At 65.6% G+C, this 12516-nt stretch carries 8 protein-coding genes; 2 read left to right on the top strand and 6 right to left on the bottom strand.

The window, feature by feature from the left end; translation table 11 throughout:
- Positions 1-20 precede the first annotated feature (20 nt).
- The 6 genes from prmC to rpmE all read right to left on the bottom strand — a co-directional run bounded on the left by prmC (position 21) and on the right by rpmE (position 10103).
- Positions 21-905, bottom strand: coding sequence for a peptide chain release factor N(5)-glutamine methyltransferase (gene prmC, locus MLE18_RS07930; RefSeq protein ID WP_243438253.1), 885 nt, complete (start codon positions 903-905; stop codon positions 21-23).
- Positions 906-953: 48 nt separating this feature from the next.
- On the bottom strand, positions 954-5093 hold the full coding sequence (locus MLE18_RS07925) for a two-component regulator propeller domain-containing protein (protein WP_243438252.1): 4140 nt from the start codon (positions 5091-5093) through the stop codon (positions 954-956).
- Positions 5094-5200: 107 nt separating this feature from the next.
- Entirely contained in the window at positions 5201-6976 is a 1776-nt protein-coding gene (locus MLE18_RS07920; RefSeq protein WP_243438251.1) for a SulP family inorganic anion transporter, read from the bottom strand.
- A gap of 842 nt (positions 6977-7818) precedes the next feature.
- Positions 7819-8892 carry a peptide chain release factor 1 gene (gene prfA / locus MLE18_RS07915; protein ID WP_243438250.1) on the bottom strand — a complete coding sequence of 358 codons (1074 nt, stop codon included), beginning with the start codon at positions 8890-8892 and terminating at the stop codon, positions 7819-7821.
- Positions 8893-8906: 14 nt separating this feature from the next.
- Positions 8907-9770: a DUF1385 domain-containing protein gene (locus MLE18_RS07910; protein ID WP_243438249.1), complete on the bottom strand. Its 864-nt coding sequence runs from the start codon at positions 9768-9770 to the stop codon at positions 8907-8909.
- A gap of 114 nt (positions 9771-9884) precedes the next feature.
- Positions 9885-10103 carry a 50S ribosomal protein L31 gene (gene rpmE, locus MLE18_RS07905; RefSeq protein ID WP_243313246.1) on the bottom strand — a complete coding sequence of 73 codons (219 nt, stop codon included), beginning with the start codon at positions 10101-10103 and terminating at the stop codon, positions 9885-9887.
- Between the two features lie 148 nt (positions 10104-10251).
- Here rpmE and thiC point away from each other — a divergent pair, with 148 nt between their 5' ends.
- Positions 10252-11553, top strand: coding sequence for a phosphomethylpyrimidine synthase ThiC (gene thiC / locus MLE18_RS07900; protein WP_243438248.1), 1302 nt, complete (start codon positions 10252-10254; stop codon positions 11551-11553).
- 160 nt (positions 11554-11713) lie between these two features.
- Positions 11714-12460 carry a 2,3-diphosphoglycerate-dependent phosphoglycerate mutase gene (gene gpmA / locus MLE18_RS07895; RefSeq protein ID WP_243438247.1) on the top strand — a complete coding sequence of 249 codons (747 nt, stop codon included), beginning with the start codon at positions 11714-11716 and terminating at the stop codon, positions 12458-12460.
- Positions 12461-12516: the final 56 nt, after the last annotated feature.

The raw sequence follows: 12516 nt of genomic DNA, 5'->3' as shown, positions 1-12516 counted from the left end.
CCGCCGGGGCGGCGAACCGTTCAGCAGGGCCTGCGGCCGATGACCACGCGGTCCAGCCCGGCAAGGTCCTTGAGCACCCCTACCCCTTCGAAGCCGAACTCCTGGGATTCCAGCAGCTCTTTGACGGCCTGCCCCTGCTTCCAGCCGATCTCCAGGATGAGCACTCCGCCGGGGGCCAGCCGCTCGCGGGCCACGCGGGCCACCTCGGGGTAGGCCTCCAGCCCGTTCGCGCCGGGCGCTCCGGTATCCGGGACAAGGGCGCCGCGCGGCTCGAACGCGGCCACCTCGGGGGAGAGCTCGCCGTATTCGGCCTCGCTGACGTAGGGCGGGTTGGAGACGACGAGGGTGTAGCCGCAGGGCTGGGCGGGCAGGTCCGCGAAGGTGCCCTGCACGAACTCCAGCCTGCCTTCCACGTTGTGCCGGGCGGCGTTGGCGCGGGCCACGGCCAGCGCTCCGGGGCTCACGTCCAGGGCCACGCCACGCGAGGCCGTGAACTGGGCGGCGAGGGTCACGGCCAGGCAGCCGGAGCCGCAGCCCAGGTCGGCGAAGACCAGCTCCGTCTCGCGCGGGAAGGCCCGCAGGGCCTCCTCGACGATCTGTTCGGTCTCGGGCCTGGGGATCAGCACGTTGGAATCCACAGCGAAGGCCATGCTGAAGAATTCGCGCTCCCCGGTAATGTAGGCCACGGGCTCGCCCCTGCCCCGCCGGGCCACCAGGGGGCGCAAGGCGTCCAGCTCGGCGGGCAGCATGGGCCGGTCCAGGTTCAGGAAGAGGCCCATGCGGTCCACTCCCAGGCCCTTGCCCAGGATGAGCTGGGCGGAGAGGCGCGGGGAGTCCACGTTCTTTTCGCGGAAATAGTTTTCCGTCTTGGCCAGGATGTCGCGGAGGGTGGGCTGTCTGCTCATGGATGGGCCGATTCATATCCAGGGCCCGGCCGGATTCCAAGGCATTTTTCAGGATTGGCAGGCCTGCGGCCGTACAAGCCGCCCGATGGTGGAGAAGAGAACGTCCGGCATCACAGGTTTGGTCAGGTAGTCGTCCATGCCCGCGGCCACGCACTTTTCCCTGTCGCCGGACATGGCGTGGGCCGTGAGGGCCAGCAGCAGCATCCGCCGCCCGTCGTGCCTGTCGCGGATGGCGCGCGCCAGCTGGTAGCCGTCCATGACGGGCATCTGCACGTCCAGCAGGGCGATATCGAAGGAATTATTCTCCAGCAACTCCAACGCCTCCCGGCCCCCGGCGGCGGGCGTTGGCTCCATGCCGGCCATGCGCACGAGCTCGGTGGTGAGCTCCCGGTTGAGGTCGTTGTCGTCCACGACCAGCACCCTCAGGCCCTGCAGCGAGGCCAGCGCGCGAGCGTTCGCGGCTTCGGTGGCCCCGGCCCCAGCGTCCGGGGCGAAGCGGGCCGTAAAGGTGAAGGCGCTGCCCTGCCCGGGCTCGCTCTGCACCGTGACCTCGCCGCCCATCATTGCCACCAGGCGGCTCACGATGGAAAGCCCCAGGCCGGTGCCGCCGAAGCGCCTGGATGTGGAGCCCTCGGCCTGCACGAAGGGCTGGAACACCTTTTCCAGCTGCTCCGGGGTCAAGCCGATGCCGCTGTCCCGCACGGTGCAGCGCAACAGGACGGAGCCGTCGGGCTCCTGTTCGCAACCGGCCGACACGGACACCCCGCCCTTCTCGGTGAACTTCACGGCGTTGCCCACCAGGTTGATGAGCACCTGCTCCAGGCGCAGGCTGTCGCCCAGCACCGATTCGGGGATGTCAGGCCCGATCTCCACGCTGAAGCCAACCCCCTTCTCCTGCGCCTTGTGCTCGAAGATGTCGCGCAGTCGCGTGAGCACCGCGCGCAGGGAGAACGGCGCGGGGCACAGCTCCATCCTGCCGGCCTCGATCTTGGAGATGTCCAGCAGATCGTTGATGACGCCCAGCAGCACGTGGCTCGCGGAGGTGACCTTCTCCAGCAGGGAGCGCAGCTCCGGCTCAGGCCCGCGGTTGATGGCCAGCTCCGTGAGCCCCAGGATGGCGTTGAGGGGGGAGCGGATCTCGTGGCTGACGTTGGCCAGAAAGTCGCTCTTGGCCTGGTTGGCCGCCTCGGCCCGTTCGCGCGCGGCGATGATCTCCTCTTCGAGGGTCTTGCGGTCGCTGATGTCGGAGATGAGCCACAGGGCGCAGGGTTCCTTGAAGAGGTCCACCACTGCCACGGAGCAGAGCGTGTAGATTCTTCTTCCGCCGCGGGTGATGGTCCCGAGTTCCATGTTCAGGAGCAGGCGCCGCTCCCTGAGCTTCTCCACCACATCCCTGCGCTGCTCCGGCCCCTCCCAGAGACCGATCTCCAGGCCGGTGCGGCCCAGCAGCTCCTCCACGGGCTGGCCCATCAGGCTGCAGAAGGCATTGTTCACCTGGATGAGGCGGCCGTCCGCCATGGAGCTGATGATCACAGCCACGGGGCTGTATTGGAAGATGGCCTGGAAGCTCTGCTGGCTCTCGCGCAGTTCGGCCTCGGCCTTCACGCGTTCATCGATCTCGTGGCGCAGGGAGGCCGTCTGGCGGGCCACCGTCTGCTCGAGCTCAAGCCTCCGCGCCTTGAGGCTGCCCAGGCGCCAGGCATATCCCGAGTAGGCCACTCCCAGCGCCATGAGCCCAAGCAACGATTTGAACCACAGCGTGCGCCAGTACGGCGGCACCACCACCGCGGAGAGGATCTCGGTCTCGCCCCCCCAGAAGCCTTCGTTGTTGGCCGCCTTGACCAGGAAGCGGTAGCTCCCTGGGTCCAGGTTGGTGTAGGTGGCGCTGTGGACCTGTCCGCTATCCACCCAGGAGGCGTCGAAGCCCTCCAGCATGTAAGCGTAGCGGTTGCGCCCCGTGTTGGCGAAGTCCATGCCGGAGAAGTCGATGCCCAGGCTGTGGTCGCCAGGTTCGAGCCGCACCTCGCCGGCCTTCGGATATCCCGGAAGCGGGCGGGGCCGGTTGTTCACCCGCAACTCGCAGATGGCCACCGGCGGGGCGTGGACGTTGGCTTCCACCTGGCTGGGGTAGAAGGAGTTCAGGCCGGAAAATCCCCCGAAGAACAGCTCCCCGTCGGCCGCCTGGTAGTAGGCGTTCATGGTGAACTCAAGCCCCACCAGGCCGTCGCGGCGGGAATAGTTGCGCACATCGCCCATTTCCGGGTTCAGCCTGGAGATTCCCTTGAAGGTGCTCATCCAGACCTCGCCCGCGCCGTCCATCGCAAGGCCCTGGATGCCGTCGTCAGCCAGGCCCTGCGCCACGCCGTAGCGCGTGAACAGGCCGGTATCGGGGTTGTAGCGGTTAAGCCCGTTGTCCGTGCCGATCCAGAGCGTACCGGAGGGATCCTCCAGGATGGGCGTCACCCGGTCGTTTGAGAGGCTGCCCGGGTTTCCGGGTTCGTTGCTCCAATGGGTGAACTTGCCCGTGCCGCGATCCATGCGGTTGAGCCCGGCGTTGGTGCCGATGAGAAGCGATCCATCCCTCGCCTGGACGATGCGGCGCACGCGGTCGTGGCTGATGCTGCAGGGGTCGGAGGCGTCGTGCATGTAGCGCGTCACCTTCCCGGTGGCGGGATTCAGCCGGTTGAGCCCGGCCTTGCTGGTGCCCACCCAGATGATGCCGTCGGTGTCCTCGAGCAGGCACCATATCTTGTCCTGGCTCAGGCTGTTCGGATCGGCAGGGTTGTGGCTGTACGTGGTGAACCGGCCCGTCTTCTTGTCCAGCACGCTGAGGCCGGAATCCACCGTGCCCACCCAGATGCGGCCTTTGGAATCCTCCATGAGGCAATTGATGGAATCCTCGGCCAGGCTGTCCGGGGTCTTGGGGTCATGCCGGTAGACCTTGAGCACCTTGCGGCGCCCCGGCGCGTCCCCCCCGCCCATGCAGGCCAGCCCGTCGTAGCGGGTGCCCACCCAGACCAGCCCTTCCCGGTCCCGCAGCACGGCGCTGACCTCGCGCCCGGGCAGGCTGTTGGAATCGCCCGGGATTTTCCTGTAGGAGGAGAAATAGCGCGCCCCCGGCACAAGCTTGTTCAGGCCGCCCGAATAGGTGCCCACCCAAAGGATGCCGGAGGCGTCCTCCAGCAGGGACATGGCGTCGTTCTGGCTGAGCGAGTCGGGATCGAAGGGGTTGGATGCGAACAACTCGAAGCCCTCTACGCCGTCCCCGACGCGGTAGCGGGCCAGCCCCTTGTCGCTGGCGGCCCAGAGATCCCCTCGGCTGTCGCGCAGCATTCGGTAGATGTAGGCATCCGGCAGGAAGGATTCCACTTTGCCGGAACCCAGGTCCACCCGCAGCAGCCCTGCGGTTTCGGTGCCCACCCAGAGCGTGCCTTCGCCATCGGCGAAGAGCGCGCTCGCGCCCGATCTGGACAACACCTTGGAGAGTTCCTTGTTTTCAAGCGGATGCAGAGCATGCGCGTCGAGGTCGTAGCGGGAGACCTGCTTGCGGGAGGCCACCCAGATCACGCCCGAGGGGGTCTGGGCGATGCTCACCACGTCTCTGGCACCCTTGGGCAGTTCCCCACCCGCCCGGGCCAGGCAGCGATTCAGGAGGGGGGACCACTCGGCAAGCCCCAGGGATGTGCCCAGAAGCATGATGCCGTTTGGGGCTTCGTGGATGGCGTGGATCTCGTTGGAGGGAACGGAGCCCAAGTCGGAGGGGTTGTTCAGATAACTGGAGAAGGTCTGGGAAGCCCCGTCATAGCGGGAGAGTCCTCCGCTGCGCGTGCCGACCCAGAGCGTGCCGTCGCGGGAGACCGTCAGGGATCGGATGTTGTTGTCGGCCAGCCCGCTGCGGCCGTCGGGGCCGGCGGTGAAGTTCCTGAACCCGTAGCCGTCGAAGCGGGAAAGCCCGGCATACGTGCCCACCCAGAGAAAGCCCTGCGAGTCCTGGGCCAGGCACACGGCGGAGGACTGGGCCAGCCCGTCCTCCACGCCGAAATGCTGGAAGCGGGGCACGTAGCCTTCCTGCGCGGCCAGGGCCCGGGCCGGATGAAGCCACAGGCACGAGAGCGCGGCAGCCGCCAGGAGCAGCCCCGTCAGGATTGAGCCTGTGTGTTCCCTCTTCCGGCCGACGACGAAACGCATTCGGGCTGCGCCCCCTCTGAAACGGACTGTCGCCTGGACGCAAACCCAGACGCCGACACATAATCAGTTCGTGTCGAGATGTAAATGCGGTTGGGCGTTCAATAGTACTATGTCACATAATGCCCCGCGGCGTTCCTTTGCGTCGGCCCGGCCGCAGCGGCCAGGGCGTCGCTGAGGCGGGCAAATATGTTTTCGCTTCCTATGGCGTCGTCCGTACCAAAACGGTGCAACGTGCGAATGAAATGAGGGCGCATCCCCACGAACAGGACGCGGATGCCCCGGCGGCGGCACTTTTTCAGGAAGTTCTCCAGGGCGTTCACGCCGGTGGAGTCGATGGTCGGCGTGTGCGTCACGTCGAGGACGAAAGCCTTCGGGGAGCCGCTGACCACGTCGAGGATGTCCTGGAACCTGTCCGCGATGCCGAAGAAGAAGGGGCCGTCGATCTCGTAGACCTGCACGCCCTCGGGGATCACCCGCCACTTGCCCCCGGGCAGGGGGCACAGGTCCCCGCCAAGATCAACGTCGGAGCCGCCGCCTGCCAGGTCTGCCACCGCCAGGGAGGAGTCCTCCCCGTCCTTGAGCCTGCAGGCGCAGATGTCGGTCATCTCGCTCATGCGGCGCATGAACAGGAGGGACGCCAGCAGCACGCCAACATACACGGCCACGGTGAGGTCCACGAACACGGTGAGGGCGAAGGTGCTCAGGAGCACCGCCACGTCGGAGCGCGGGGCGCGCAGCAGGCGGCCGAACTTGCGGTATTCGCTCATGTCGAAGGCGACCACCAGGAGCACCGCCGCCAGGCTGGAAAGCGGAATGGCCGAGGCCAGGGGCGCGGCGAAGAGCACGAAGGCGACCAGCACCAGGGCGTGGATGCAGCCCGCCACGGGCGAAACCGCCCCGGACTTGATGTTGGTCACGGTGCGGGCCACGGCCCCGGTGGCAGGGATGCCGCCGAAGAACACCGAGGCGATGTTGGCGGAGCCCTGGGCCAGCAGTTCCATGGAGGAGTCGTGCCTGTCGCCGGTCATGCCGTCGGCCACCACGCAGCACAGCAGGGATTCGATGCCCGCCAGCAGGGCGATGGTCAGGGCGTCGGGCAGCAGAGCCTTGAGCGAGCTCCAGTCCAGCGCGACGGGCGTGAAGGCGGGCAGGCTCTCCGGGATGCCGCCGAAGCGCGTGCCGATGGTCTCCACGGGCAGGTCCATGGCCGATACCAGCACAGCCCCCAGGGTGACGCCGAACACCGGGCCGGGGATCTTGGGGAAGAAGCGCCTCGCGGCCAGGATGGCCAGCAGGGAGCCGAAGCCGATGATCGCCGTGGGGGCGTCAGTAAGATGCAGGGATTCGAAGAGGACCGCGACTTTTGGCCCGAACTCCGCCGGCACATTTTTGAGGCCCATGCCGAGGAAATCACTGATCTGGCTGGAGAATATCAAAACGGCGATGCCGCTGGTGAACCCGGTGATCACCGGATAGGGGATGAACTTGATGAGCTTGCCGAGCTTGGCCGCGCCCATGACCAGCAGGATCACACCGGCCATCAGGGTCGTGAGCACCAAGCCCTCGTAGCCGTGGCGGTCCACGATGCCGGCGATGATCACCACGAAGGCGCCGGTCGGTCCGCCCACGGCGTAGCGGGAGCCGCCCAGCAGGGAGATGAGGAAGCCCGCCACGATGGCGGTGAAGAGCCCGCGTTCCGGGGTGACGTGCGAGGCGATGGCGAAGGCCATGGCCAGGGGGAGGGCCACCACGCCCACGGTGACGCCCGCGCCGAGATCCTTCAGGGCGTCGCGGGCGTTGTAGCCGCAGCGCAGCGCTTCGATCAATTTGGGGATCGGAAAACGCCTGTCCGACCCCCCGAATGTGTCATCAGCTTCAGACATACCCCCTCCAACAACAATTGAAAAATTATTCAAGCATTTGAAGCACTTGAATCATGAGTGAGATGCTTCTTCTTCCAAAACGGTCCGAAGCTACGCCTTTCTGTCTACATTTCAAGGGGTAAAATCAGGGTGCCTGCCAAAATATTCATGCACCTGCGCAAGAACTGTTTCAGTATGGGATGCAAAACGATTTGCACACCATTCCCTCGACAGAGGGAGCTGAATACATTGCGGAAGCAAGGCCTTCAGAGTTTCGCCGCTGCGAGGGGCACACGGCCAGGGACGGTTGGGCTGGCCGTACGGTCGCCGTGCGTTTGGACAATCCGGGGCCGTGGGCATCGCAGCCGCATGCCAGGGGCTGGTCGCCCGAGCGAAGCGACGGTGAGGGTCCTGCGTGGTCGTGCCAAGCAGCCATGCCCAGATGCGTGACCTGATCCGGCATCGCCCCTGGACGCCCACTGGGCTGCGCCCATCGGAACCAGGTATTGAATCGTCTGTTTGCCTCTGCGGGGGGGGGCCGTGAGCTGCGGCGCAAGCCGATATATCGGAAGAATATCGCCATGCGCCGCCGCTCGCGGCCCCACCCGGAAGACGATGCGGTTCACGGCGGCAGCATGCGATCCGAGGCTTTCCCAGAATGATCCGCCGCATTTTGCTATCGGTTATCAGTGGACTGCGCATTCCAAGACGCGGAACCGAAACTGGACGCGAAGCTCTCAAGGGATTGCAAAGGGAGGAACTCCCTTTGCCCGCCGGAGGCCCCTCCCCTCTTGTCCACCAAAAGAAAACGCCCGCGCACTGTGCGTGCGCGGGCGTCCTGATTCGGATTCCAGCCGGGCGTGCTAGGCGTTGTCGGCCTGGGCCTTGAGCGCCTCGGTCTGGTAGTGGTTGATCAGGGCGTTCATCATGTCGTCGATGTCGCCGTCCATGATCTTGTCCAGGTTGTGCATGGTGAAGCCGATGCGGTGATCGGTCATGCGCCCCTGGGGGTAGTTGTAGGTGCGGATGCGCTCGGAGCGGTCGCCGGAGCCGACCTGCTGGCGGCGGGTGGCCTCCACCTCCATGCGCTGCTTTTCCTGTTCCTGGTGCAACAGGCGGGAGAGCAGCACCTTCATGGCCTTGGCCTTGTTCTTGTGCTGGCTCTTCTCGTCCTGGCAGATGACCACCAGCCCGGAGGGGATGTGGGTCACGCGCACGGCCGAGTCCGTGGTGTTCACGCTCTGGCCGCCGGGGCCGCCGGAGCGGTACACGTCGATGCGCAGCTCGTTGGGGTCGAGCTTCACGTCCACCTCGTCGGCTTCGGGAAGGATGGCCACGGTGGCTGCGGAGGTGTGGATGCGGCCCTGGGTTTCGGTGGCGGGTACGCGCTGCACGCGGTGCGTTCCGGACTCGTACTTCAGGCGGCTGTAGACCTTCTCGCCGGAGATGTTGGCGATGATTTCCTTGAAGCCGCCCGTGTCGGAGGGGGATTCGCTCAGCACTTCCAGCTTCCAGCGCTGACGCTCGGCGTAGCGCATGTACATGCGGAAGAGGTCCGCGGCGAAGAGCGCGGCTTCCTCGCCGCCGGTGCCCGCGCGGATTTCCAGGAGGATGTTCTTGTCGTCCAGGGGGTCCTTGGGCAGCAGCAGGATCTTGAGTTCCGCTTCCAGGTTGGGGATCTCTTCCTGGAGGGCCTTGATCTCGGCGGCGGCCATTTCCCGCATTTCGGGGTCGGAATCCTCCAGGAGAAGCTTGTTCTCCTCCAGGTCCTCCCGGAGCTTCTTGTAGCGCCGGAACACGGAGACCACGCCACCCAGGTCCGAGTGGGTCTTGGTGAGCTTGCGGTAGCGCTCCTGGTCGCCCAGGACCTCGGGGGAGGACAGCTCCCTTTCGAGTTCGACGAACCTGGTTTCGATGCTTTCGAGCTTGGCGAACATGACCTGCTTCCGGATTATTTGCGCCCGAGCGCCCCGTTGAGGGCCGCGATGGCCACCTCGATCTGGGCGTCGTCGGGCTCGTGGGTGGTGAGCATCTGCATGGCCAGCCCTGGGCAGGCGAGGGCCTTGCAGAGGATGTTCTTGTGGAACTTCCCGGAGAACTTGATGATCTCGTAGGAAATGGCGCTGATGGGCACCATGAGCACGAACTTCACGCCGATGATGTAGGCCTGCTTGAGCACCCCGTTCTCAGGAGCCCAGAACTGCAGCAGCAGGGGCACCAGGAAGGTGTAGAGCACAATGGAGACCGCCAGCACGAACAGCAGGAAGGTCGTGCCGCAGCGCGGATGCAGGCGGGAGAAGTCCCTGACGGCCTCTGGAGAGAGGGTCACGTTGTTCTCGAAGGCCCAGATCACCTTGTGCTCCGCCCCGTGGTACTGGAACACCCGCCGGATGTCCGGGATGAAGGAGATGCACAGGATGTAGCCCACGAACATCAGGAGCTTGAACAGGCCGTCCCACATGTGGAAGGAGAGGGCCTCGGCCCCGCCGGAGAGCCCCAGCCAATTCATGCCCACCGAGAACATGTGCGGAGCCACCACGAAGAGCAGCAGCGCGAACCCGATGGCGGAAACCATGGTCAGCGTCATGGCCCAGGGGGAAATCTCCCCCTCCTCCTCGTCCAGCGCCTGCTGGGCGGAGAAGTTCAGGGCCTTGATGCCGTTGACCAGGGTCTCCAGCAATACGGGAAAGCCGCGCAGGAAGGGCTTTTTGAGCCACTTCGCGTCGGTAAGGCTGAACCAGGGGCGCGTCTCAACGAGGATCTCGCCGTCGGGACGGCGAACCGCAATGGCCAGGCAATTCTTGGAGCGGATCATGACCCCCTCCATGACTGCCTGCCCTCCTACGGTCTCGTTGGCGCCAAGCGCATTGGGCATGGGCATACTGGAAAGAAAAAGCGGCGCACCAGGCGCCGCTTCGTGCTTGCTGGCCTAGGCCGTCTTCTCTTCGAACTTGGCGTATTTCTTACGGAAACGGTCGATGCGACCGGCGGTGTCGATCAGGCGCTGCTTACCGGTGTAGAAGGGGTGGCAGTTGGAACAGATTTCCACGGAAACCGTCTCACCCTTGGTGGAAAGCACTTCGGACTGATAGCCGCAGTTGCACACGACCTTGGCCTTGAACGTCTTGGGATGGATGTCGCTCTTCATCAGAAGCTCCTTGATCTAATCGAAGAGGGGCTCTATACACCCTGTCATGCCACTTGGCAAGCGCAATCAGCCCCTTTTCCACGCGATGTTGTCGTGGTAGGCAATGGCGCACGTCACGTCACTACCCCCACCTTAAGGATCACCCAATATGTCTCTGACCCAAAAAAATAGTATCGTTTCCAGCTATTTGAAAATGCACGGGCCATCCCTGGCCACCCACGAGCACGTAAGCGTCGAGCAGATGCGCTCCGGGCTGGACGGCGGCACCATGGTCCTGCTGGGCAACCCCGCCCATAAGAATGTGTCCGTCACCCTGATCGGTCAACCCGGCCGGGTCAAGGTAAACGCCAACATCGGCACCTCCCCCATGATCAACAACGTGGAGATGGAGCTGCAGAAGCTGCGCCTGGCCGAGAAGGCCGGCGCGCACACCGTGATGGACCTCTCCACCGCGGGCGACCTGGACGAGGTGCGCGTGCGCATCCTGGCGGAATCCCCCCTGCCCCTGGGCACCGTGCCGCTCTACTCCGTGGCCCAGCCCTACGTGGCCCGCGGCGAGGACCCCAGCGACTTCAGCACGGCCGAGCTCTTGGAGGAAATCGAGAAGGAAGCCGAACAGGGCGTGGACTTCATGACCCTGCACTGCGGCGTCACGGCCAAGGCCGCCCGCCTGGGCTCCGACGGCAGGCGCGTCCTGGGCATCGTCTCGCGCGGCGGCTCCCTGCTGGCGCGCTGGATGAAGCGCCACGGCAAGGAAAACCCCATGCTCGAGCACTATGACGAGCTGCTCAAGATCTGCCTCAAGCACAACGTGACCATCAGCCTGGGCGACGGCCTGCGCCCCGGCGCGGGCGCGGACGCTGGCGACGCCGCCCAGTGGGAGGAAGTCTCCGTGCTGGGCGACCTGGCCCGCCAGGCCCTGGAGTACGGCGTGCAGGCCATGATCGAAGGCCCCGGCCACGTGCCCCTGCACCTGGTGCAGAGCCAGATCCAGGGCATCAAGCGCCTGACCAACAACGCCCCCCTCTACGTGCTCGGGCCCCTGACCACCGACGCGGCCGCAGGGTACGACCACATCGCCGGCGCCATCGGCGGCGCGCAGGCCGCCTACTTCGGCGCCGACTTCCTCTGCTACCTGACCCCGGCCGAGCACGTGACCCTGCCCGGACCCGAGGACGTCTGGGACGGCGTGAAGGCCAGCCTGATCGCCGCGCAGAGCGCCGAGACCGCCCTGGGCCGCCCCTGGGCCGTGGAGCGCGACCTGGCCATCTCCAAGGCCCGCGCCGCCCTGGACTGGGATGCCATGGCCGCCAACGCCCTGGACCCCCACACCCTGGCCAAGCGCCGCAAGGACTTCCATAAGGAAAAGGAATGCGCCATGTGCGGTTCCTTTTGCGCCATCCGCATGTTAGAAGGCCTGGAGCCCGAAGGCGGCTGCAAGAAGTCCTAGCCGCCCACGGAATCCAAGTCAGCGGCCCGCCTGGACACAGGCCGGTACGATTGAGAAAAAAGCCAGGTCCGAAGCATAGTTGCCATATGTGAGGGCTTGGCTTTTTTTCGGATCGCACCTAGCCTGGTTTCTCGGGTGAAAAGTCCGCAAGGAGGCAGCCATGTTCAAGCTCGTGCTCGTGCGCCACGGCCAGAGCCAGTGGAACCTCGAAAACCGCTTCACCGGCTGGACGGACGTGCCCCTCTCCCCCCTGGGGGAGGCCGAAGCCGCCGCCGGGGCCAAGGCGCTCCTGGATGCGGGGCTGGGGTTCGACGTGTGCTATACGTCCTACCTCAAGCGCGCGGTGAAGACCCTGGACATCGTCCTGGAAGCCATGGACCTGATGTGGCTGCCTGTGCACAAGTCCTGGAGGCTCAACGAACGCCACTACGGGGCCTTGCAGGGCCTCAATAAAACCGAGATGGCCGAGAAGTTCGGCGAGGAGCAGGTCTTCATCTGGCGGCGCAGCTACGACGTGCGGCCCCCGGCGCTGGAGCAGGACGACCCGCGCCACCCGCGCTTCGACCCGCGCTACGCCGCCCTCACCCCGGACGAGCTGCCCGGCGTGGAGTGCCTCAAAGATACTGTGGCCCGCGTGCTGCCCTACTGGCACGAGGTCGTGGCCCCGCAGGTGCTGGCAGGCAAGCGCGTGCTCATCGCGGCGCACGGCAATTCGCTGCGGGCCCTGGTGAAATACCTGGACGGCGTGGCCGACGAGGCAATCCCCAAGCTGAACATTCCCACCGGGGTGCCCCTGGTGTACGAGCTGGACGAGGCCCTCAAGCCCGTCAAGCATTACTACCTTGGCGACCCTGACGAGATCGCCCGGCAGATCGAGGCCGTGGCCAGCCAGGGCAAGGCCAAGTAGACGCCAGAACGAGTGAAGAGAATGAGGGCCGGTGGAGCGATGCTCCACCGGCCCGT

Source organism: Fundidesulfovibrio soli (assembly GCF_022808695.1).
Classification (GTDB): domain Bacteria; phylum Desulfobacterota; class Desulfovibrionia; order Desulfovibrionales; family Desulfovibrionaceae; genus Fundidesulfovibrio; species Fundidesulfovibrio soli.
This window is presented reverse-complemented; position numbering and strand designations above follow the sequence as displayed.